This window comes from Paenibacillus sp. J5C2022 (assembly GCF_025567625.1).
Classification (GTDB): Bacteria; Bacillota; Bacilli; order Paenibacillales; family Paenibacillaceae; genus Pristimantibacillus.
The window spans coordinates 123,762-144,878 of record NZ_JAOQJC010000011.1 but is presented as its reverse complement, the minus strand read 5'-3'; the positions used below and the strand labels follow the sequence as shown (position 1 = coordinate 144,878).

Sequence of the window (21,117 nt, the reverse complement as noted above, 5' to 3'; positions counted from 1 at the left end):
TCATTCCTCCGCTTCATATTCGTTTATAATCCGTACTTCCACGTCCTGCCGCCCGAAAGCATACGCGGCCTTTTTCGTTGCGTGCGCGATATCGATCCGCCGCCCCTTAATTGCGGCCCCGACGTCTTGCGCTGTGCCTTCGATAATCGCTCCGTCGGACAGCCGTATTTCCACCGCCGAGCCTAGCGGAATCACGTCCGGATCGACGGCGATTACGGTTAACCCCTCGTACATTACCGATTCGCGGATATCGACGCCGGTCTTTGTGATACCCGTACATCCGTCGCAGCGTGCCGTGTATGCGGTCGCTTCAAACGTAACCCAACCTTCATCGGCAATTTCCACGACTTCGGTCTGTTCCGGCTGTGGCACCGTAAGAAGCACCGACACCAACGTTAAAATCAACACTATAACGTTAGCTTTACGCATCCCCCTTTTCGTCATGCTTCGTTAAAATCTCGTCAATAGCAACGGGAAACCTCGGCTCTATTAGCGCCAATATCGCCTTCGCATAATCCTGAATCTCGCGCTGTGCGTCGTGTTCAAGCCGCTGTGTGAGGAAGTGACAAACGGATTGTAGCGATGCCGTCCAATACCACCGGACGTACATGCCGTAAGCTGGCAGGAATAGTCGCGCTTGTTCGGCGCAGACTCCGCTTTTCATCGCGCGCTCGTACAAACGCTCTCCATACGCCACGTAATCAAGTAAATCTTGCGTCGCAATCTCGCCCTGTTCCGTCGGTATCACTTCGCCGCTACCTTGCTTAGAATTATCCGGAGCCGACCGCCATTCGCCCGGCGAAGGCACGTAAAATTCCAGTTCCTCCGTGATATAGCGACGACTGCTTTCGTTCCAGGCGTCGAGACTATCGCCTGTCCCTTCGTAGTGGGCCGATCCGACAACGTATTTCCACCATTGGCGGGCGACCATCAACGGCGCGTACACTTCGAACTGAGCGATAGCGTGCCGGAACGGTGACGTATGACCTTCGCGGGCGAGGAATGCGATTAGCCGCCGGTCGCGGTCGGATAGTGTAGCCGACTCCTTCGCATAGGATACGCGGGCCGCATTGACTACGGTCAAGTCGGAACCCATTACGTCGACCAGGCGGACGTATCCGCGATCTAGTACGTTGATTTTATTCAAACAATCACCCTCCTTCGTCTAGTCTCGGAACATTCTGAAAGACATGTACGCAAGAAATGCGAGGAATCCGCATACCGCAATCGGTTGTACGATAAATTTGCCGATAGCCTCGATTAGTTCAACGGTCATTCCGCCACCTCCCTTTCTTCAATTACGTAAATCTCGCCGCGCTGCTCGACGATTTCCCACCTGGCCGCGTCGATAACATGTCCGGGCTGGACGGTTACTTCGTAGCGGATCGGCTCGATGCGGTCTGCGAACCAAAGTACCGAAGCCGCCCCGCACAATATCGCCAACGCAGTTATCCCGGTCGCAAAGAACGTCTCTCGCTCCGCCGACAACTTGAATGCGTAAAATAAACACCCTGCCGCCATTAAAGCGTACATCACCGCCAATACGATGGCCGCTGCCGACGGCCCACCGCCCATTTCGTTCAGTACGTTCAATCCCGTAAACTTTTCGTCCATACTTCGTCGCCCTCCTTTCAGGCTTACGGGACCGTCATCACTAACCGGTCCCTCTACGTATATAGTCGTAGCCGCACGCCGTTTCGCACACTTTACGGTCAAATACTTCGCTCGACTATCGGCCTTCCCTCGAAAATAAAATCGGCATCCGTCATCTTCTCGATATTCAGCGCCATTACGTACCCGTCGCCCTTCTTCGAAAAGAAATCGTGATTCACCGTCCCTAACGACAGTCCGTTCGCCACGATCGCGCTGAATGGTTCCGGATTGAACACCGGCTCCAGTCCGAGATTCATGAGCGCCTTATTCGCGTTGTACTCGACGAAACGCAGCACGTCGGCCGTCAACCCTATTCCGTCATAGATTTCGCGCGTGTATTCCGCCTCGTTATCGTACAAGTCCGTTAGGAGCATTTCCGTTTCCTGTTCGGCACGCTCCCGTTCGGCTGCCGTCAACTTCGCCCGCAACTCCTGCGCCACCATACCGACGAACAGTCCGTGGATGGATTCGTCGATCATAATTTTGCGGATGACTTCGCCGGATATCGTCATACGGCCTTGGCCCGCCTGATACAACGGATAGTAGAATCCGGAGTAGAACAGGAACGATTCGAGGAAGACGGACGCGACGCACGCCATGTAGCGTTCGTATACGGTCGGCCTTTGCGTCAACAGCGCGCGGTAATAAAGTCCAATCCGCTCGGCCTTGTACGTTAGACGGGGATGTGACGCGGACCAATCGTCCAGCAGATACGCCGTGTCTTCCGTCGTGATAAGCGTCGAGAATATCGACGAATACGACTTCGCATGAACCGACTCCATAGCAGACATAAACGTCATGACCGCGGCCTGGCGGTTGTTATCGGTATGGACGGCGATTAGCGGCATGCCTTCGCCGCCTTGCTGCGTATCCAAGCCGGTAAGTCCAGCAAGGACGCGCTTATATACGGCACGCTCGGCGGAGGTCAGCGAATGCCAATCGGCCAAATCGTCGGATATCGGGAACTCTTCGTCGGTCCAAAACTGCGCGATATTCTGATTCCAAAACGTGTTGACGTAATCTTCCGGTACATTCCAGTTAACGGCTTTCACGTTGATATCATCGTCTCCTTTTCGTCGTAGTAATTAACCCCAAATCAACCATCCAACGAATACTCCTGCGCCGAAAACAAGCGATATAAAACCGACAATCTTCACAAATGCTTCAGCTGCGATTGAGTCAAATCCGCCCACTTAGTCGTCCTCCTTCGTGATATGAAACCTATTAGATAGCGCAGCTCGTACATTCCGACGGATCAAGCCGTTTCGTACGGGTATAGTAAAGCGATTTCAGCCCGCGATGATGTGCGTAAGCATACAACCGGCCGAGCATCCGCGTCGACACATCCGAATTAACGTAAAGGATCGTCGATATGCCCTGGTCAATATGCGGCTGAATCTCCGCTATCAAATCTATAAGCGCGAACTGGTCCACGTTGTACGCCGACTTGTACACGAACATATTATCCGGAGATAGGAACGGCATCGGAAAGTACGTCGTGGCGTTCGCATACGTCCGCGTCTCGATATGCTCTACGATCGGCATAACGGACGACGTGGCGTTTTGGATGTACGAAATGGATTGCGTCGGGGCGATCGCCAGCCGGTACGCGTGATATAGTCCGTATTCGCGTATGTCAGCGGATAGTGACGCCCATTCATAACGCGAGGGTAGCGTGAATCCAGCGAACAATTCCCGTACGTGGCTCGTCCTCGGCACAAAGTCTTCGTTGATATAACGTTCAAAATACGTGCCACTCGCGTAATCCGACCGCTCAAACCCTTCAAACGTCCGGCCGCGTTCCTTCGCAATCTGCATCGAACGTTCCAGCGAATAATAGTTCATCGCCGCGAAGAACGTCCGGCAGAAATCGCGAGCCTCCGCCGACTCATACGGAATACCGTTCTTCGCAAGGAACCCGTTAAGGTTCATGACGCCAAGCCCGACGGAATGCAGCTCGGCATTTGCCTTACGTACTCCTGGCGCATTCGGAATACGTGACCGGTCCGATACGACCGTCAGCGCGTCCATGCCGTCATGTACGGATTCGCGCAGCTTGCCCGTCTCCATTACGTTGACTATGTTGAGCGACGCTAGATTACAGGAGATATCGCGGCGGTATACGGTGCCTTCTTCGCCGATGTCCGCGATAGTGGACGTTTCCTGCAAATTAAAAATTTCCGTACATAAATTAGACATTTTGATACGGCCGAGTACGGAAAGCGCGTGCTGCTTATTCGCGTTGTCCACGTTAGCGATATACGGATATCCCGATTGAAGCTGCGTAACGGCGATCCTTTCCAACATGTCGCGGGCCGTGCCGACTTGACGTTTCTTGACGGCCGGATTGGCGACCAGTTCGTCATACATCTCCGTCATGTCCATATCGTCGAGATGTACGTTATACTCCTTGTATACGGAGTACGGCCCGAAGACATATAGCGGCATGTTCTCGGCGGCCAACTCGTACAATTTCGATGGGACGATTAGGCCGATGGATAGCGTTTTGATCCGGACTTTTTCGTCTGCGTTGATTTTTTTCGAATCGATGAACTCGATAATGTCCCATCCGAACACGTTATAATACGCCGCGCCGGACCCTTTACGCTGTCCCATTTGATCGGCGTACGAAAACGCGTCCTCCATCAATTTCATAACGGGCATGACGCCTTTTGCCGCGCCTTCTACGCCTTTGATCGGTTCGCCCCGGCCACGGAGTTTCGATAGATTGACCGCCACGCCGCCGCCAATTTTCGATAGCTGCATGCAGGTGCTTAGCACGTAGTTTATCGAGTTCAGCGCATCGTCCATTTCGAGTAGAAAGCAAGATACAAGCTCGCCCCGTTTCGTCTCCGCCCGGCCAGCGTTCATAAACGTCGGCGTCGCGGGCTGTAACCGTTGCTCCATCATTGATCGCGCATACCGTTCAGCCGCCGCATAGTCGCCGCCTCCGAGCCATAGCGCCACGATTGCGATATGCTGCTCGTAATCTTCGAGATACTGCGCCTTGTCGTCCGTTTTGAGCGCGTAATCCTTGTAAAACTTCGACGCGGCCATGTACGAGGCAAAGCGGAAGTTGTACGAGTAACAGACGTTTTCGACCGCCAGTATCTCCGTAGCGGTGTATTGCCCTTGCACGTTATAGTAGTATCCGTGGAGGAGCAGCCAGTGGTAGCGGTGCATAGGTTGGCGGAATTTACGTGTCTTCGCGTCCACTTCCGCCAAGAAAGCGTCAATGGCCGCCTGGTCGCGGTCGAGCCGGTACCATCCGGATTCGTCGCGCTGCATAATTTCGTTGTTTAATTCGATATGGTTCGTAATGATTACGTCACTCCTTCGTCAATTTATCGGTAATTGTATCGAGTCAAGCCGTTTATTGGCGGTTGTGATATGATCCGCATCGAGTTCGAACGAGATGAAATTACGACCGGTTTTCGCTGCAGCTACGCAATCTGTACCGGAACCACAGAATGGCGAAACTACAACGTCACCTGCGTCGGACGATTTACGGATGAGAAACTCGACAAGCTCCTCCGGCTTTTCGTGACTATGACGTAATTTTCCGGACGAAACACGGTTAAAATGCAAGATGTCCGGATGTCGAGTTTTACCGTCAACCTCGTTTAGTAATCGCCGTCCTTTCTGCGCGAATAGGATATTTTCGTACTGACCGGCGTAAGCTCCGAAGAGATCACCCATCGACCAGTTATTCTTCGCCCATATCAGCGAATTTTTGACGGTGAAGAAGCGTTCAAGCAGCGGTTGCTGCTCAGGCACTTTATCCCAACGCGTAAACCAGTAAATGTGCGCGTCCGGTTTTAATATGCGACTTAGTTCCGTAATAACCTCCGCCAAAAATCCCGCATTATCTACGCCGTCATTAGCGATTCCGCCCGTAGTTTTGAGAATGCTTGACTTGCGGTGATTACTCCGGAAATTTATCCCGTAAGGCGGATCGACTATCGCAAGGTCAACGCTTCCGTCCAGAATCATACGCATACCCTCGATACAATCACGCTGATATATCCGGTTAAGCTCGATTTCGCCAAGCATTCGCTTCCCCAATCTGCGTCACCTCTTCGTTAAATTTTCGAACATCTTCGTCCGTTCCCGATAACTCAAACCGTAGCAGTAACGGAACGGCATACGCTTCCGCTATTTTCTCACCGGCCGCGCCAAAGTTCCGGCCCCAATTCCGATTACCGCTAACGGCCACGCCGCGGATTTCATCGGCATTGTACCGGATAAACCTGTCGACCTTTTCCGGAACTTGCCCGAAGCCCGTCGTTGGCGTCACGATGATATAAGGCTCGTCCACCACTTCGTACGGTCCCGCAATCTCCCGGAAGGGGAGGCCGATCCGTTGGACAAACCTCCGCACATTCCCGGTAATCGAGTAATACACGATTAAAATGAATGCTCGCCTCCTTTCCGTAACGGCTCCATCGCAGTGATTCGGGCTTCGATCCGTGCCAGCTCCGCACGTTTTTCCGCCAGCCACGTTTCGGTCCGCTCGATGTTATACGCCATTTCGTCACGCTGCCGGAGTAATGACGCATATAATCGGTCCATCATACGTCAATCAGCTCCTTTTCGATCAGCCACGCTAGTACGATTCCGGCGGCATCAGACTCGTCGTCCGTGGCGAAATAGTAATCGTCTGCTAACCCGAGAATCCGCCGGACGCCCGCCGCCACTTCGTCCTTTTCCGCCTTGCCGTGTCCGCCTATGATCCGCTTAACCGTTGTGGCGTTAATTTCGTCGGTGACCCGTAATCCGACCCGTTGCAGTCCCGTATCGACCGCAGCCCATGCGCCGAATACCGTCTGACCTTGCCGCTTGCTGGCCGGACGCTTGTAATCTTCGCGCACCACCGCTGACGCGTTCGTGTACTGACTAACGAAAGCGACCGTACCGGCTTCGACCAGTGAGTACCGTAGGCCGTCGGATTGTTTCGAATCCGTAGTAACTGCATCCGTTTTGAGCAGCGTAGGCTTGCGGTTTTTTACGGAGATGGCGGAAAATCCCGGCGAAGTTAGCGATATGTCCAATCCGATATACGTGGAAATCTGCGGCGTCTTCGCCATCTATACCGCAACTCCTTTCGACTCTCGTATCGCCTTAATCTCCGCCAGCGCCTCCGCATATTGCCGCTTCTGCCAGTCCTTCAGTCCCGACCGTTGAATTGCGTCAACTTGTCGTTCGAGCTGCGCTACCTCGTCTTCCGAAAGCCCGGCCGCGCACGCCGTTTTAAACGAATTGAACGTCCAATCTTCGATACTAAGCGGCGGCGGCGTTCCTTCTTCGGCATCTAGTACGATGCGGGCGAAATGCTCCACGACGGCGGCCCGGTCCGCGTCCGTAATCTCGATGCAATGCACGGCGATGTCTGGATTCTTTTCGTAATCCTCAGCGGACATGTTCCACGCCCTCTTCGATCCGTTAACGTAGAGAATGACGTAGTAATCCAGCGGTTCGTCGGCTTCGCTATACATTAACGAGTAGCAGACGCATTGCTTGGCGTGCTTCTCTTCGGGGCCGTTTCGTTGAGCGAAGCTTGACGTCTTACTGTACGTACCTTGCTTCGATTTAACCTCGAGGCCAACGCGTATAATTTCGCCGTCGTCCGTCACATAGCGCATAATACCGTCGCAAGTACCGTACAGGTTAAATAGAAGGTGGCCGTCGGGACCGTATATCGGCTTGTTCATCTTTGCGAAGTCCTCGAACATTGGCTCGGCCTTACCGTTCCGCTCGAGCATAAACCGCGGCCGTTCCGTATGCTCCTCCGCAAACAATAGTTCCCGCTGGATTACGTCGCCGATCGCCGTACCAATCGATGTCCAGCGGCCTTGATGCGGAGGCTGCCCCGTAATATCACGTTTAGCGCCGCGCAGCCTTTCGTACTGACTTCGAGGGTCCGCGCTTACTGCCGATGGTCCGAAATATGGACGCCTCGGCCATACTTTGCGTTGCCTATTCGCAAGTATGTCGTAGTACCACCGATGGATTTGCGCATCTAGGGCGTCATCGTACACTTCCGGGCGGCTAAACCAGTCGTCGAGATGTGTGCGGAAATTGGCCGCGATTTCTTCCGTTAGAGATGCGTTATTTACTCGTTTGAATATCGTTATCTAAACCGCCCCCTTCGGCTTCGCTACGTATCGCGTTACCGTTACTTCGCGTGGAACAACTTCGTCCAGCTCGTACGAAAAATCCCCGCCGTCCTGTATCTCCGTCGCCGGTAATTCACGCCACAGCGAAAAGTACGCTACTGTCCCGGATTCCTCTTCGATTTTATGAACGGTTGTCCGGTAATTGCTCCAACGGCCGCCGTCTTCGAACTCTTCGTCGACTTTCTCGGCAGTATACGGACTGACGCCATCCTCTCCGCTCAAGTATCCGTCGAACGCTACGTCAATCTCTTCGTACGCTTCGTCCCATACTTCGCCCTGCTTACCGACGTGTTTACGCAACATCTCGATAACGCTATTCATTACTCGTCCGCCTCGCTTTCCGGCTTCGTACGCCAGCTTAATTGCCGCCGCAATCGAATAAGCCCCGTTCAAATCGCGGTAGAATACGGCGTCCTCAGGTTCGCCCGCCATGATGTCGACCACCTTGCTGTTTCCAGCGTCGTCCTCGACCGTTACCGTCAACGATCCTTTACCGCAGTATTCGTATGCATCAAAATCGCCGATATCGTGAGTTTCCGTAATCTTCATATTTCCGCATCCTCCTCGACTTCGTCAATTATTCGTTGAATATCGCGGCCCGGCACGTCCTTATACGCCGGATACGCCAGCGACGCGAAACTAAACGCATCCGCAACGCCGCCGGATCGGAGGTAATCCCGGATATCGGCCCGCAGTCGTCGTTCGCTGTACGGTTCCCATCCGCAGCGGCCGCACGGATGATCACAGGCCTCGTCCGCCAGTTCACGGTTCCTGGCGTGGCAATTCGGGCATGTCCACGTTGTTGTTTCGCGCATACGTTACGCCTCCCTACGTTGAATATTTATTTTCAAACTCCGGCTTCGGGCGGCACTCGGCGTAATCCCACTCGTCCGGCCCGAACTCTTGCATCCAGCGCGGCTCGATTACGATATCCGTTACGAGAGGAACCGTTAAGTCAGCGCCGCACGTTCCCGTCATAATGTCGTCGATTAACGTTATGGTTTCGGGCGTCAAATCCGCGTTCGGGACCGAATTTTTGATTTCATCGTGAATTGACGCGTTAAACTCCCATCCCCTCGCCTTGCATTCGCGCGCGTTCCGGTTTCCGTTCATCTTCAAGATGTCCGCGCCGGTTCCTTGAATCACCGCATTGAATGCCGCCCGGTCCCAGTATCCGATAAGCCCTCGGTCGGCCGCTAATACGTCGATTTCGTCCTGGATACGCTGTAATCGTTCGGCATCCCGCGCTGTCAACGATTCCCGATTCCGCAGCGCTTTCCGCTCCGTATACAGCCGGATAAGTTTCTGCTCGTTTCGGGCCGCCGCGACCGCCACCGACTTATAATCCGGGAACCGGCGCTTCCTTCCGTACAACGTCTCGACGTACCCGTTCGTCCGCATGAACTCGCGAATATCGGCGACCATTTGCGTAAATGACGGGAACGCGGCGTCGAAGCTTTCGAAAAAGTGCGTGGCGACTTCCATCGTTACGCCCATTTTCCGCGAAAAGGCTTCCGGCTTCTGATCGTAAGACTTCGCCAGCACGCCGGTTTTCATAAGGCCGCGCGGCTTAAACGTGCCGGTCGGATCATACGCCTTGTCGACGCAATACTTCTCGTCGATTCCGAATGTCTGAACGGCCATCGTCGTATATAGATCGAGCCTGCTTAGGAAAATCTGCCGGAGCGAGTTATCTCTGTATCGTTCGTACATGATGTGCGCTTGGATACGCGGCTCAATTTGGCCGAGGTCAGCGCCGACGAATGTATAACCACGTTTGGGAACGAACTGGTTCCGTACAAGGACGCCGCCGCCCTTCGATGGCATATTTTGAAGATTCGCTCCCTTCGGAACCTTGCGGTCGTCGGCGATGAGCTTTCGGACGATGGCGTGGTAATTAGCGTCAGTAACTACGAGACTCATTCGTAAACTACCATCGCGGAAAACTGTGGTCCGACCTCGGTCTGCTGAATAATTTCGTACTGAATCCGTAATACTTCATTAGTACAGTTACAGATAAATCCGTTTATTTCATCTGCAAGTTTATCGTAATCACTATGAACAAAGAACGTAACGCTAGGCTTCACGCAATCCCTCCGTTTCAAATTCACGTAATATATCGATAGGACGCCCACTATACCCTGACGAACTATATCGTCCCGTCGCCGTTCCGCCCGCCTTGAACTCCGAATGAAGTCGACCATCCGCCTCAACCGCCGTCGGAATCTTCGTCACGTACGTATTCAGCAGCTTCTCGTACGCCGCAACAGTCGCCAGCGGCTTCAGCGCATCTTCTTCTTCGTAATACGCCTCCAATACATCAGCCGCCGTCGATCGGGCTTTGCCACGCTTAAACTGGCCGGTTCGGTCGCGGATGCTGAGATGGTCGTAAATGAGATACGCGAGATGGTTCCCGTTCGTAATCGAAAACTCTTCCGTAAACAACGGCGCGTGTTCTTCGTCGGCTGGCGTTAAATCTTCGGCTTCTAACTCGGCCAGCTTCGTAACGTTTTGTTCGTATCGCTTTAGATGCGTTTTTCCCGCCGCTTCGTCCGCCGCTATATCTGCCTTCAGTTTCGCGGTCCGCTCGGCGTGCCGATCGATCTTCCGCTGCTGTGCCGCAATCCATCCGTCGATTTTACGTTTATTAATCGTCCTGTCCATCTTCCGCACAAACGAAGCATCGATTCCGTACGATTCGAATACGGCTGTGCGGGCTTCTTCGAGCTTCGGTTTAAACTCGGATTCCAACGCGGCCAGACCGTCCAAGTCGATACAGAATCCGCACCGCGCCAGGAACACGTCCGTCTCCGGAAGCTTACTGTCGATTTTGGCGTAACATTCGAGTAGATTGCCCGCCGCATTCGCCATCGCCTCGAATTGCCACTCGAACAGTTTCCACCCGTACTTTACGTCATTAATGGCGTAGATTCCGACAAGCTCCGTATTGAACGGCGCAGGCGATCGGTTTCCGAACAAGTCCTCGAACGTGAAGATCGGTCCGGGTATTCCGAATAGCGCGCCGTACTTCGCAATCAACGCCTTCAATCCGTAGCTCTGCTCGTGTTCGTTCAGCGTGTGCATTGCGTCGAGCGTGTCCCATACGCAACCGCCGATTTCGTAACCGTCTTTGATCGCGACGTGTAAATCGTAACGCGCCGATCCCATATGGAACGTTTTGCCGTGTTCGGGCCGCCTGAGATACGGACTAATCGCGGCGATTACGGCCGACCGCGTAAGCTGCTTGTCCGTTGATCTGAACGCCGACTCTTCCGTTAGGAAATAGAAACCATCCGCCGGACTGCCGCCATTGAACATATCAACGTGACCGTACGGAAGGTAATAGCCCTCGTCGAGTAGCGGAAGCCATATCGAGAATCCGATTGATAAGTCGATATACGTATCAACGCCGGTACCCTCGAAATCGCCCGCCGTCATGCTCCGTACGCCGAGAATATCGAAGCGGTCCGTCCACTCCGCCATTTGCCGTCGGCATTCTTCGCGGATTCGTTCGATAAACGCGGGCAGTTCCGAATCAGCCGTTAGAATCCGATAATTGTCCGGTTTGGATAGGAGGACGGACTTAATCCGCCCCTCCCGTTCCATCTCGGCCGCCGCCGCCTGTAACCGGTAACCGGCGGTTGTGACGTCCGCCTTCGTCCACTTCTTCCCGTCAGATCGGACGTTGCCTATTCGTCCATCTCGGAAAGCTTGGCGAGCCACTACGAATGCCGCCCGTTCCTTATCCGTTAATGACATTGCGGCGATTCGGCTGAACGCTTCCTCGGCCGATTCCGGTTCGGACGCTTTGCGTCGTTTTACGGCTTCCTTTACGGCGGCTCCGGCGTCCATACTCGGGCTGCGTGCGTTTTCCTCGTTTAACGTTATCTTTATTTCGATGACGCGCCGCCTCCTTTAACGTCGGCATCGAACCGCTGCTCGACCGGAACAATTAATCTCATATCGCTTAGCTTCGTCCAATTCGAGGTATCACCGTAGCCTGCGTCTACTCGGTAACTTCCGGTCGATGATCTACGACCTTCTGTTATAATACCGAAGGCTCCGATTTCGTTAACGCTGCTGTTCGTATTAGCTATGACCTCTACGACGTCGCCCGCCTTATACTCGGCTACCGCCCGCCCGATTGCGGCCCATTTCGCCTCTTCGTCCGACAATACTTCGAGCTGTTCCGGTTTATACCAATCGTAACCGTCTCCGTTGAGTAATTCGCATTTGTACGGCCAGCTTGAGCGGTCGGCCGCCGTCACTTTAGCGATAGCGTCTTTCGGCAGCCTTTCGGAATCGGTCGTAATTCTAACGGTGCTGCCGACTGCGATGCGGGCCGGTTCCGGCTTCGGTGCTGCGGGCTGCGGCTTTGGCTCTTCGTACTTTTCGAACTGGTTCTCGCCGAGCCAGCCGGAACCTGCCGATGTACGCCACGCCAGTCCGTAAGAGCTGCCGTCAAATTCCGGGCAACGCTCCTTTAGCGTAATAGGGCTCTTAGTGTATTTCCGCCATACCGTTTCGCCGGGCTTGTACGTCGGCTTCGGAACCAGCACGACATACTCCGAATCACTTACCGTAACCTCCTTGCCGCCGATATCCGCACGGCCGACTCCGCTAAGTGGCCGCCCCGTTACCGTACCAATCGCGCCAATTCCGTACCGTGTTTCGCCAGGCCACTCGTTTACGATAAGGATGCGGTCGGACACGGCGGCCGTCCGTTTCTCAACCGTAAATTCTTCGTCGATCGTTACGGATTCGGCCGGTACGAGTGCGTTGTATTCTCGTTTATATACGTAATGTTCCGAGTCGATAAGCACGTCGCCGGTCGAGTCTATGCGGACGTTTTCGTACACATAGTCGTCCTTCGCCGGGTTAGACGGAAGGTGATCATCCGCATCGAAATTGACTACGATAATCGTCTCGCCTTCGGCCGCAACACGCGCCTCTTTCCGGTAAACTTGTCCGCCGTGGATGACGTATTCGGAGGGGAGCGACGGCAACTCCGATTTTACCGGTTCTAGTACAGCGTAATTGCACGACCACAGCCATGTATCCGAGCCTTCTTTGCGAATAGGTCCCTCATCACTAACGTAATCCGCTCGATAAACGCAGCCCTCGAGGTAGTTAATTCCGCCACCAGACGTTCTGACGACGAGTTCGCCGACGGCCGCTTTACGGGCAACTTTCCGATATTGACGGCCTTCGTGCGTAATGATATCGGACGGCACTTCCGACTTCGGCTCCGCAACCTTTTCGTAAACTTCCAACTCACAACCGCACGTATCGAACTCGTCTCCGTCGTCATCCGTCACCTGAGCGTCGCCGAACGAATCCACCTCGTCGACCTCGTAGAATCCGCCGTCCGTGATACACGAAACCTCTGCGTCCGTAATCTGCACGATATCGCCCGCCTCCGCAGCCCGATCAACCTTGCGGTACTTCACGACAGCCCCGTCCGCTTGCTTTACCGTTACCTCTGCGGCTACCGCTTCAACCACGTTAACTACGTTCAATTTCGCCATTTACACATCGCTCCCATTCGGATATTTATTCGATAATTCCGCGCTTGCTTACCGTTCCTTCTGCGTCATAAACTCGTTCCTTTGCGTACTCGGCCGCGCAGACCGTCTGCCACCCGTTGTGTACGAATCCGTCGCCGAACGTTCCGTTTATCCGCACAACTTCGTCGCCTTCGTAAATCTCGCCGCGGCAATGTTCGCAATAGGTTACGGCGACTACCTCCGCTGGATCACGGCTATGCCGATACATTTGCTTCGCTAAAGGTACTCCGGTCTAACGCGATAGGAAGTTCGATCCAGCGTTCGGCCGCCTTCGCCTCCGACGCCCAATACTCGCCGATGCCCCGATTCTCGAACATAAAAATCCGAGGGATTTCGCCGTCGACCGCCCAAACGCCAACGATATAGTCAGCGTCGGATTTGTCGTAGGTCGATCCGTCATTCTTTTTCGCGTAGACGACGAGTTCGTTACCGCGGTCAATACGCTGCCTAATCGTTTTGACTTGGATTTTCGAGTGGCTTCCGGTTAGTGGGTCGGTTGCCAGCACGTCGTACGATTCGTCCGTGACCGCGTCGTGAACCGTCCACCCGGCAGCCAGTAGCGCAACTTTCGCGACCATCTCCGAGTATCTTCCGGTTATCTCCGTAATATGTGCCGTGTTAACCGCTCCTCTCCGTATTTTCCGTAATGCCCGAGGACTGCCGTATTAGAACGGCAAGGTATCCTCGGAAATTTCGATCGGGCGGGCATCGTCGTCGTCGGGACCGTAAGATGGCGTGCCGATCGTCAGTCCGAGCCGCCCGATATCGAATCCGGCAATGACGAGATTCTTCGTCTGTTCCGCCTCGTCCGCTTCGAACAGGAATCCTTCGAACGCCGCGAAATCGAAAGGAACTGCGCCACATTTCTCGAAAGCCGCGCGTTCCTTGTCCGTCAAGTCTTCGTCCATATCGAGGACTGGTGAAAGCGATACGACGGTGTTCGTAGAGGAACCGGACTTGGACAGCTCAAACGCAATCTTATCGAGCTTCTTCGCGTACTTCTTGATCGCGGCGAATACCCCTTGCGCTTGTTTCGGCGTCAGATCGACGAATCCGTCCTCGCCCGTTTCCAGGTTGCCGAATCCGACGAGGTAACGCGGCTTCGATTTCAGCAGATACGCCTGCTTCCGGATTTCCTCGGCGGCCGCTTCGTCTCCGGAATCTTTCGCGGCCTTGGCGTCGGAATATAGCGCGTCGGCCGCCTGATCCCATACGGAAGGATTCGCCGTGACGTAGCCTTTCGGATTTCGCTCGGCCGGGACCTTCGGTACAAACGTGTTAACTTTGCCGAAGATACCGTGCGCATAATACTCCGCGCTGTCTTCCGCCGACTTGATACGGACTTTCAGCGTTGTGCCGGACGGGAACGGTACGTGTGCCGACGTTCCGTTATCTTTCTCCGCCGTTGCTGCTTCGACTGCTGCCGTGCCTTTACGTGTAAATTGACTCATTTAACCGCTCCTCTATGTTTTATTTCCGGCTTATCTCACACGGCCGGACGTTCTTCGCTGTCGTGCGCCCCTTAACGGGGATATCTAACGGCGACTAAAAGCCCGTTTCCGTGTCTTATTTAACGTCCCCACGGCGTGGAATCCGTCGTCGCCCAAACGGACAGTTTTCGTGCTACATCGTTCTCACCTCCATATAAAATTCGGACAACATCGTATTGTCGTCGTCCGCGAGACGGCACTAACCGCTGGTCACGCCCAGTTAATACCGCCTCGCCGACGAGGGATTATCGCAATCCCGTCGTTAGCATTTCGTCATATGTACGCTATTAATCCGCGTGCAATCGCCGACTTTTCCTTTTTCACTGCCAGTACTTCCGCATCAATCTCCGCCATTCGCCGGTCAATCTCGCGTATTCGTTTTGTATTCGCCTTGATAACGGCCGCGCTCGGCGTAACCGTCATGCGATAATCGCATTTCGCCCGTTCGATCGCTAACTCGGCCCGCTCAATCGCTGCTTTGCGGACGGCGGCGGCCTCTTTTCGTTCGGCGCGCGTCAGTTCTCGGTTAAGTAACGTCTGCACGCGGCCGCTTATTGAGGAAAGCGAGTGGTGCTGCGCATACACCGTAATGACTCGATCCATGTCCATTGCGAGCAAGTACGCTACACGCTGCCATACGAATAGCCGCGATTCCTTGCCACCATCCTCCGCCGATACCGTGACGGAGACGAATCTCGCCTTTTTAACGTTATCGCGTACCCATTGTTCCGCCTTTTCCGGCGCAATGCTGAACCGCTCGACGGCACGGTCGATAGCATGCTGCGATACGTAAACTTTTCCGATAAAATTGCGGCTTTGTTCCTTCACGCTAACCTCACCGCCTTTTCGGGTGGGACCGCCATATAATCGGCTGCATCTTCGTTCGGATCGGGCCGACCCTCATAGCGAAAAATATTCTGAAGAATTTCGGAATTATTCGAAACCGGCGCGTTATTAGCTCGTATATAGTTACGTAAAGCTTCGTTAGACATCGTTAAACCTCCGTTCGACTTCGTTAAAATTGAATATCGTGTGACAACGCTACTAAAACACCATAAATGACCGTCAATCGTATTGACACGTATAAAATTCTACGTTATAGTAGAAACTGTAATTGTAAGGAATAACCAACAACATCGACCGCAGTTAACGGGGGTCCTATCACCCGACGCAATGCCTAAGCGCCGGGAGCGTGGATTGAAACCGTTAAAATATACTCATTTAGCGTATGACTGCGGATATGTTATACTTGAATTGTTAAACGGCAAGGTAATCGTGGTAATCACCGAAACGATTAGCGTCGTAATAACGTGACAATGCGGTCAACTTACGTTTAACGGTCTGATGATGCATCCCGATACTTTTCGCGATTGCGTTATCGGAAGCGCTGGCTGGCGCACTTAACATTGCTTCGACGATTGCAGTCGTCGTTGCGTCGGGATTGCAGTCCCGGAGGAAGTCGATCACTTGCAGGTGGTCGGCTTTCCTATTTCTAATCGTATCTATTTGTATAACTTCGGATTCTAGGTCGAAATCGCTACGTAAAGCATCAGGAGTTGCAGCTCCTTTGCTTTCAGCTATCTCTACTATTGCGTTTAGAGACTCTACCTTTCGTAGTCCATTACCTTTTCGTAGAAGATCGATCCTCCTAGATTTTAATCTGCTATTCAACAATGCTTCAAAGTTCTTATGTACTTTCTCTTGATGCAACAAGTCCATTATTGTATCGTCGAACAGTGCGAGTGCGTCTGCTTCATCGAATCCAAAGTACTTTTTAACGACGTGACATGTGACTTTTCGTTGCCTTTCGGCTGCTTTATAAACTTCAGCAAAAGATGCATCGCCTCTTCTGTACTTCAAGTATAGAATATTCAGTTTTGGTTCATACAACAGTTATCATCTCCTTATATTAATTAAACCGTAAGACACCTATGTTTCGCACACTTTTGCTAGAAATAATTTAATATTTTTTTCGGAGGGGCACCGATGCGCATTCAACCGCGTCGTTGCGCCATTCCGGACTTACTCGAAAAGTACGGCTGGACACAGCGCCAGCTTGCGGAAAAGTCAGGCGTCGACGAACGGGAAATCTCGTTCTACACGACTGGCCGCCGAATGCGTATGTCGCTCGCGACCGCCGTTATGCTTGCGGATGCGCTTAACGTAAATCCCCGCGAATTGTACGAGTGGTCATCGGAATGAGCGCTCGGCCGGGCGAAGTTCTACGCTTTGTTAGAAACAAACGGTGCCTTTCCATTGTAAACGCTGCGCATTCCGACATCAACGTAAATTAATCGATATATTTCGACATTTCCGACTTCTCCCGCTGCACACGTCCCATCCGTTCATTACGGCCTCGTTAACGTCCTTCCCGAATCGCGCCGGTACCAACGCCAGCCGCACGTCAATCTTTCCGGCCAGTTCGTCCACGATCCGATTCCGCCAAGCGCGGCCCGGCCCGTCGTTGTCCCGATATATCGTTAACTCTTCGATCGGGCTACGTAATATTAATTCCGCCTTCGCCGCCGTGAACGCCGTCCCGCCGGTCGCAATCGCAAATATTCCGTGTGTCATAAGCGTTAACGCATCTACTTCGCCCTCTACGATAGCAACCTTCGTTATCCGGCGGCCATACACGATATTGATACCGTAGAGCATTTCGCGGATTGGACGGGCATTTTTCGCATACCAAAACGCCTTTCCCGACACTTTACGGTATTTGACGTTACCGAGCGATCCGTCAAGATTAAACCACGGAATTGTAACGGCCTTTGTACGCTTATCGTACCCGATCCGCATAAGCTGCTGGACAGGCTCCGTTATCCCCCGGCGGCCAAGATACGGTGATCGCCAGCGGTACTGATCGAGTATGTCGGCTTCGCTTGCGTCGTTGCCTATTCGATATACTTTCGGCTTGTCCGCCAGCAGTTTCGGAACCTTCAGCGTAATGTCGGCGTCTGATCCATCCGCATTATCACCGTACTTCACCGCTAAATACTCGGCCGTTTCCTCGACCGTCTCCCGCCGTAAGAACGAAAGTAACCGCACGAAGCTTCCGGACTGCCAATCCGAATCGGTCGCGCCATAGTCACGCCATCCGCCGTGTTCGAGTATAACGGCAAAACTCGGATGCCGCTCGTATCGGAACGGACTGGCTGCGACGAGTTTATTATCCGTCCAGGTTACGGACGTCCATTCATGCTCCGCAAGTTCGGCGCGGATATCGACAGGGAGTTCCGTTTCGACTCCGTCTGAACAGCGCATCGTTATCATGACGTCACCTCTCTGCTAAAAATTCCCGACGAACTTCGCCGCCATATCCTCGGCAACCGGTTCCCTTACGATGCCGAAATTCGGAAGGTATACGATCTCGATCCGCGTATCCTCCCCGCCGTCCCGTCCTTTCCGCAACGCGATCATGCCTCGGCCTTCGTGCGCCAGCGAATCGAATGCGAAAAGTAGCGACGCATCTTCGAGTACGGCTTTCGTTTTCTTCACTTCGGCCCGGACCGGCGGTTTCAGCTCGCGTTCGTCGCCGTCTTTTTCGGACGTGTCCTCATCCGCCTGGGTAATAATGTGGATGACCGTATTCGTTGCGCCCGCCAATCGACGGAGGCCTTTGGACGTTGCCGCAACATCGCCGCCCGCCGTTTTCGACGTGTTCGCCTCGTAATCCATATAATAGATCGGATCGATAACGACAACGTCCGCTCCCACTTCTCGAATATCGGCTTCCAACTGGCGAAGGCTGCGGTCGCGGAAATCGGGATCGTCGACGGCGCGAACGATAATACGCCCCTCGATTGCGGAATTGACGGAATTAACGAACGTTTCGAGCTGCGCTTCCGTCTCTTCCGTTAGCTTCCCGGAAAGCATCGCCCGGTTATCGAAGCCTGCGTCGTAATCGATGCCGTCGATATTGGCGTTGAATATACCTTGCCGCCCGCTGATTGACGTATAAGCGCGCGCCATAACCTGGTACAGTATCATCTCCATCGTCCAAATTAGCACGGTCGCCCCGTGAATCGCCGCTTCGATCGCTTCCTCCAACGTTATGACCGACTTGCCCCGGCCCGACCGCGCGAACCACGTGTACATATTTCCGCTGTAATAACCGCCGCCCGCCGCCGCATTGACTCCCGGAAATTTCGACGGCCAAATTTTGAACGAGCGGCCATCCTTCCGCGCGCGGTATTCGGTCATGAACCGTTCGGCGGCCGCAGACAGGTCGATACCTACGGATTTACGGATACCGGACTTTACCGTTATTTCGGCCAGTTTCTTCGTCAGTTCTCCGAAAAACCCTTCGATATCCGACGTCTTGCCGATCTCGCCGAACATCGCGTTAATCTCGCCGGACCCGAAGAACTGCGCAATCTCACGCTTCCCCCACGTTTCTTTCAGCTTGCGGGTAAGGTATTCGTAGCTGTCCGTCACCGCCGGTATGTACGTAAAGTCCGGCACATTGGCGACGAGCGTAGCGTAAGAAGGAGCCTGTCCTTTGTTCTCGGCCGCGTACCGCCGGATAAACGACTCGGCCGCTTTGCCTACGGTCGATTCGAAGTGTTCCGCGCGGATACCGAAACGATCCAGCGCTAAGACATCGTTGTTATCGACCACTTTCGAGAGTAATGATTCCTCTGCGCTCAATTATGCGTCACCTCCGGTAAATATTTCAATCGCCATATTCGGGCATTTTCGCGATTCGATAGTCTCTAATAATAAAAGGGAAATAATTTTATTTCCCTTCGAATTGCTCTCGTTTCCTCCGTTTTTCGCAATTTCGATTTCCGTATATTTATTATGTTTCATGCTTTCCGTTATTCCCGAACACCCCCTTACGAATTTTCTGTTATAATCTCGCTCATCCTCTCTCATACGCCGTTTTTCGCAGTTTATCGAATCCCCCGTTTACTCTCGCCGCCAAACGCCAGCTCTAGCGTCATGTCCCGAATCCGATCCGCAAGCCGCCGGTCGAACAGCGTCTCCATCTCGGACATGGCGATATTTGACGTGTATATCGTTGGTAGCCCGTCCTTGATTCGCGCGTTAATCAGCGTATGCAAATCCGCCCGGAATGCTTCGGACGCATCGCGTACTCCGATATCGTCAAGCACGACGTACGAGGCCGACATCCCAATCCGCTGCGTCAAATAGTACCGCTCGGCGGCTGACGCGGCGATCGATTCCGGCACGCGTGGCCGGTTAAAGGCGTTGTAATCCGTTTGCCACTCGTTGACGTCGACGAAGTAGATTGGCCGTTCAGAAACGTTCCGTTTCCGTGATACCGATCCGATATAATAAGCGGTCAGATACTCGTTAAGCAGCGCGGCCGCCGTCGTCGTTTTGCCGGTGCCTGGTTCGCGGCTGTATAGATATAGCGATTTGATGGCGGGGCCGTCCGGATCAAACTGGCGTACAAATGTCGCAACGTAATCGGACAAGGCCGTATAAACTTCGGGCTGGCCGCCGCGGGCCGGACTGCTATCGAGCGTCAACAGCCGGTACTCTTCGGGAATGCACGCCGCACCGTTCCGGCCGCCGTCACCGCCGATGCCGTGTATTGCGATATATGACGAGCAGAACCGATTGCATTGGTCGCTTCCGGCCGATCCGCAGGGCTTGCGTAAGATACATCTCGATGAATGTGTAAGTTCGAACATCGACAGCCTCCTGAGATTATTTTAGTAAAATTAACCTATTGCTTCAATTAAACATTTGATTCCTCCGTTTCCTCTCGTCGGTCACCCGGCAGTAATTCGCCAACCACACGCGGCGTAGTTTTTCGTTCCCTTCCGCCATATCCGCCAACGTCAGCAGCAGCCGTCCGGGATTGCCGATGTAGTCCGCTACTTTAGCGTTGTAACCAGTCTCGCTTAATCCGTTCATTTTCCGCTAACCTCCTTACCGCTGATTTATACGCCATGAGCCGCGCGAACCGGGTAGAGGGGATTGCGTTCCCCTCCGCGCGGTTTCGGCTATATGCGGCCGATTTCCGGGCATAATACCGGATGCGGTCGAATGTGCGTTTACGATTCATATCGTCATCTCCGCCAGCCGCATAAGTCTATCCGCCTGCTGCCGTGTATATCCGCATAGCGATATCCATTCGTTAAATCCGCCGATTGAATCCGCGAGTCCGAGCCGTTTGACACGGAGCAAATGACGGCCGGTTGCGATGCGGGCTGCGAGTGATTGCGTTTGTTTCATTTCGTCGCCTCCTTAATAGAG

General features: G+C 53.5%; 26 protein-coding genes. 1 reads left to right on the top strand and 25 read right to left on the bottom strand.

All coding sequences use genetic code 11. The annotated features are described in order from the left end of the window. From M6D81_RS11365 to M6D81_RS11270, 20 genes are all read right to left on the bottom strand, one after another. A complete protein-coding gene (locus M6D81_RS11365; RefSeq protein ID WP_262676997.1) occupies positions 1-429 on the bottom strand; it encodes a 3D domain-containing protein in 429 nt (142 codons plus the stop codon). After that, positions 422-1,147: an FAD-dependent thymidylate synthase gene (thyX, locus tag M6D81_RS11360; RefSeq protein ID WP_262676996.1), complete on the bottom strand. Its 726-nt coding sequence runs from the start codon at positions 1,145-1,147 to the stop codon at positions 422-424. Before thyX ends, M6D81_RS11365 begins: the two co-directional genes overlap by 8 nt. Before the next feature lie 125 nt (positions 1,148-1,272). After that, the gene (locus M6D81_RS11355; protein ID WP_262676995.1) at positions 1,273-1,614 is read right to left on the bottom strand and encodes a hypothetical protein; all 342 of its coding nucleotides are present in this window, start codon (positions 1,612-1,614) and stop codon (positions 1,273-1,275) included. A gap of 98 nt (positions 1,615-1,712) precedes the next feature. Then, positions 1,713-2,705: a class 1b ribonucleoside-diphosphate reductase subunit beta gene (nrdF, locus tag M6D81_RS11350; RefSeq protein WP_262676994.1), complete on the bottom strand. Its 993-nt coding sequence runs from the start codon at positions 2,703-2,705 to the stop codon at positions 1,713-1,715. A gap of 172 nt (positions 2,706-2,877) precedes the next feature. Further along, the gene (gene nrdE / locus M6D81_RS11345) at positions 2,878-4,974 is read right to left on the bottom strand and encodes a class 1b ribonucleoside-diphosphate reductase subunit alpha (RefSeq protein ID WP_262677057.1); all 2,097 of its coding nucleotides are present in this window, start codon (positions 4,972-4,974) and stop codon (positions 2,878-2,880) included. A gap of 18 nt (positions 4,975-4,992) precedes the next feature. Next, positions 4,993-5,718: a DNA-methyltransferase gene (locus tag M6D81_RS11340; protein ID WP_262676993.1), complete on the bottom strand. Its 726-nt coding sequence runs from the start codon at positions 5,716-5,718 to the stop codon at positions 4,993-4,995. Further along, positions 5,684-6,058 (bottom strand): class Ib ribonucleoside-diphosphate reductase assembly flavoprotein NrdI, encoded by a 375-nt coding sequence (gene nrdI, locus M6D81_RS11335; RefSeq protein WP_317259115.1) that lies wholly within the window; start codon positions 6,056-6,058, stop codon positions 5,684-5,686. Before nrdI ends, M6D81_RS11340 begins: the two co-directional genes overlap by 35 nt. 2 nt (positions 6,059-6,060) lie before the next feature. Next, a complete protein-coding gene (locus tag M6D81_RS11330; protein ID WP_262677061.1) occupies positions 6,061-6,228 on the bottom strand; it encodes a hypothetical protein in 168 nt (55 codons plus the stop codon). Continuing rightward, entirely contained in the window at positions 6,225-6,740 is a 516-nt protein-coding gene (locus M6D81_RS11325; RefSeq protein WP_262676992.1) for a crossover junction endodeoxyribonuclease RuvC, read from the bottom strand. Before M6D81_RS11325 ends, M6D81_RS11330 begins: the two co-directional genes overlap by 4 nt. After that, positions 6,741-7,691 (bottom strand): hypothetical protein, encoded by a 951-nt coding sequence (locus tag M6D81_RS11320; RefSeq protein ID WP_262676991.1) that lies wholly within the window; start codon positions 7,689-7,691, stop codon positions 6,741-6,743. A 96-nt stretch (positions 7,692-7,787) separates the two neighbouring features. Continuing rightward, positions 7,788-8,378 carry a hypothetical protein gene (locus M6D81_RS11315; RefSeq protein WP_262676990.1) on the bottom strand — a complete coding sequence of 197 codons (591 nt, stop codon included), beginning with the start codon at positions 8,376-8,378 and terminating at the stop codon, positions 7,788-7,790. Beyond that, on the bottom strand, positions 8,375-8,644 hold the full coding sequence (locus M6D81_RS11310; protein WP_262676989.1) for a hypothetical protein: 270 nt from the start codon (positions 8,642-8,644) through the stop codon (positions 8,375-8,377). The genes M6D81_RS11315 and M6D81_RS11310 overlap by 4 nt, the downstream gene beginning before the upstream one ends. A 13-nt stretch (positions 8,645-8,657) precedes the next feature. Then, complete coding sequence (locus tag M6D81_RS11305; RefSeq protein ID WP_262676988.1) at positions 8,658-9,752, bottom strand: DNA polymerase; 1,095 nt, start codon at positions 9,750-9,752, stop codon at positions 8,658-8,660. Between the two features lie 153 nt (positions 9,753-9,905). Continuing rightward, a complete protein-coding gene (locus M6D81_RS11300) occupies positions 9,906-11,681 on the bottom strand; it encodes a DNA polymerase (RefSeq protein WP_262676987.1) in 1,776 nt (591 codons plus the stop codon). A gap of 38 nt (positions 11,682-11,719) precedes the next feature. After that, the gene (locus M6D81_RS11295; RefSeq protein ID WP_262676986.1) at positions 11,720-13,357 is read right to left on the bottom strand and encodes a hypothetical protein; all 1,638 of its coding nucleotides are present in this window, start codon (positions 13,355-13,357) and stop codon (positions 11,720-11,722) included. Positions 13,358-13,382: 25 nt separating this feature from the next. Then, entirely contained in the window at positions 13,383-13,514 is a 132-nt protein-coding gene (locus tag M6D81_RS11290) for a hypothetical protein (RefSeq protein WP_262676985.1), read from the bottom strand. A gap of 76 nt (positions 13,515-13,590) precedes the next feature. Next, positions 13,591-13,974, bottom strand: coding sequence for a hypothetical protein (locus M6D81_RS11285; RefSeq protein ID WP_262676984.1), 384 nt, complete (start codon positions 13,972-13,974; stop codon positions 13,591-13,593). An 87-nt stretch (positions 13,975-14,061) separates the two neighbouring features. Further along, positions 14,062-14,847, bottom strand: a complete 786-nt coding sequence (locus tag M6D81_RS11280; RefSeq protein ID WP_262676983.1) for a hypothetical protein — start codon at positions 14,845-14,847, stop codon at positions 14,062-14,064. 312 nt (positions 14,848-15,159) lie between these two features. Continuing rightward, a complete protein-coding gene (locus tag M6D81_RS11275; RefSeq protein WP_262676982.1) occupies positions 15,160-15,714 on the bottom strand; it encodes a hypothetical protein in 555 nt (184 codons plus the stop codon). A 429-nt stretch (positions 15,715-16,143) separates the two neighbouring features. After that, positions 16,144-16,776, bottom strand: a complete 633-nt coding sequence (locus tag M6D81_RS11270; RefSeq protein ID WP_262676981.1) for a hypothetical protein — start codon at positions 16,774-16,776, stop codon at positions 16,144-16,146. A gap of 96 nt (positions 16,777-16,872) precedes the next feature. Between M6D81_RS11270 and M6D81_RS11265 the strand changes: the two genes are divergently transcribed. Then, complete coding sequence (locus M6D81_RS11265; RefSeq protein ID WP_262676980.1) at positions 16,873-17,088, top strand: helix-turn-helix domain-containing protein; 216 nt, start codon at positions 16,873-16,875, stop codon at positions 17,086-17,088. A 78-nt stretch (positions 17,089-17,166) separates the two neighbouring features. Here M6D81_RS11265 and M6D81_RS11260 read toward each other — a convergent pair whose 3' ends face one another. From M6D81_RS11260 to M6D81_RS11240, 5 genes are all read right to left on the bottom strand, one after another. After that, on the bottom strand, positions 17,167-18,159 hold the full coding sequence (locus M6D81_RS11260) for a toprim domain-containing protein (RefSeq protein WP_262676979.1): 993 nt from the start codon (positions 18,157-18,159) through the stop codon (positions 17,167-17,169). Between the two features lie 15 nt (positions 18,160-18,174). Beyond that, positions 18,175-19,536, bottom strand: a complete 1,362-nt coding sequence (locus tag M6D81_RS11255) for a DnaB-like helicase C-terminal domain-containing protein (RefSeq protein ID WP_262676978.1) — start codon at positions 19,534-19,536, stop codon at positions 18,175-18,177. Positions 19,537-19,781: 245 nt separating this feature from the next. Next, positions 19,782-20,549 carry a P-loop NTPase family protein gene (locus M6D81_RS11250; protein WP_262676977.1) on the bottom strand — a complete coding sequence of 256 codons (768 nt, stop codon included), beginning with the start codon at positions 20,547-20,549 and terminating at the stop codon, positions 19,782-19,784. 43 nt (positions 20,550-20,592) lie between these two features. Beyond that, positions 20,593-20,775 carry a hypothetical protein gene (locus M6D81_RS11245; RefSeq protein ID WP_262676976.1) on the bottom strand — a complete coding sequence of 61 codons (183 nt, stop codon included), beginning with the start codon at positions 20,773-20,775 and terminating at the stop codon, positions 20,593-20,595. Between the two features lie 147 nt (positions 20,776-20,922). Then, on the bottom strand, positions 20,923-21,096 hold the full coding sequence (locus M6D81_RS11240) for a hypothetical protein (protein WP_262676975.1): 174 nt from the start codon (positions 21,094-21,096) through the stop codon (positions 20,923-20,925). Between the last annotated feature and the right edge of the window lie 21 nt (positions 21,097-21,117).

What these genes read in the sequence shown, in the direction of transcription:
- M6D81_RS11365 (WP_262676997.1), bottom strand. Translation starts at nt 429, where the DNA reads ATGCGTAAAGCTAACGTTATAGTGTTGATTTTAACGTTGGTGTCGGTG.
- M6D81_RS11355 (WP_262676995.1), bottom strand. Translation starts at nt 1,614, where the DNA reads ATGGACGAAAAGTTTACGGGATTGAACGTACTGAACGAAATGGGCGGT.
- M6D81_RS11330 (WP_262677061.1), bottom strand. Translation starts at nt 6,228, where the DNA reads ATGATGGACCGATTATATGCGTCATTACTCCGGCAGCGTGACGAAATG.
- M6D81_RS11325 (WP_262676992.1), bottom strand. Translation starts at nt 6,740, where the DNA reads ATGGCGAAGACGCCGCAGATTTCCACGTATATCGGATTGGACATATCG.
- M6D81_RS11315 (WP_262676990.1), bottom strand. Translation starts at nt 8,378, where the DNA reads ATGAAGATTACGGAAACTCACGATATCGGCGATTTTGATGCATACGAA.
- M6D81_RS11310 (WP_262676989.1), bottom strand. Translation starts at nt 8,644, where the DNA reads ATGCGCGAAACAACAACGTGGACATGCCCGAATTGCCACGCCAGGAAC.
- M6D81_RS11305 (WP_262676988.1), bottom strand. Translation starts at nt 9,752, where the DNA reads ATGAGTCTCGTAGTTACTGACGCTAATTACCACGCCATCGTCCGAAAG.
- M6D81_RS11300 (WP_262676987.1), bottom strand. Translation starts at nt 11,681, where the DNA reads ATGGACGCCGGAGCCGCCGTAAAGGAAGCCGTAAAACGACGCAAAGCG.
- M6D81_RS11295 (WP_262676986.1), bottom strand. Translation starts at nt 13,357, where the DNA reads ATGGCGAAATTGAACGTAGTTAACGTGGTTGAAGCGGTAGCCGCAGAG.
- M6D81_RS11285 (WP_262676984.1), bottom strand. Translation starts at nt 13,974, where the DNA reads ATGGTCGCGAAAGTTGCGCTACTGGCTGCCGGGTGGACGGTTCACGAC.
- M6D81_RS11280 (WP_262676983.1), bottom strand. Translation starts at nt 14,847, where the DNA reads ATGAGTCAATTTACACGTAAAGGCACGGCAGCAGTCGAAGCAGCAACG.
- M6D81_RS11265 (WP_262676980.1), top strand. Translation starts at nt 16,873, where the DNA reads ATGCGCATTCAACCGCGTCGTTGCGCCATTCCGGACTTACTCGAAAAG.
- M6D81_RS11260 (WP_262676979.1), bottom strand. Translation starts at nt 18,159, where the DNA reads ATGATAACGATGCGCTGTTCAGACGGAGTCGAAACGGAACTCCCTGTC.
- M6D81_RS11250 (WP_262676977.1), bottom strand. Translation starts at nt 20,549, where the DNA reads ATGTTCGAACTTACACATTCATCGAGATGTATCTTACGCAAGCCCTGC.
- M6D81_RS11245 (WP_262676976.1), bottom strand. Translation starts at nt 20,775, where the DNA reads ATGAACGGATTAAGCGAGACTGGTTACAACGCTAAAGTAGCGGACTAC.
- M6D81_RS11240 (WP_262676975.1), bottom strand. Translation starts at nt 21,096, where the DNA reads ATGAAACAAACGCAATCACTCGCAGCCCGCATCGCAACCGGCCGTCAT.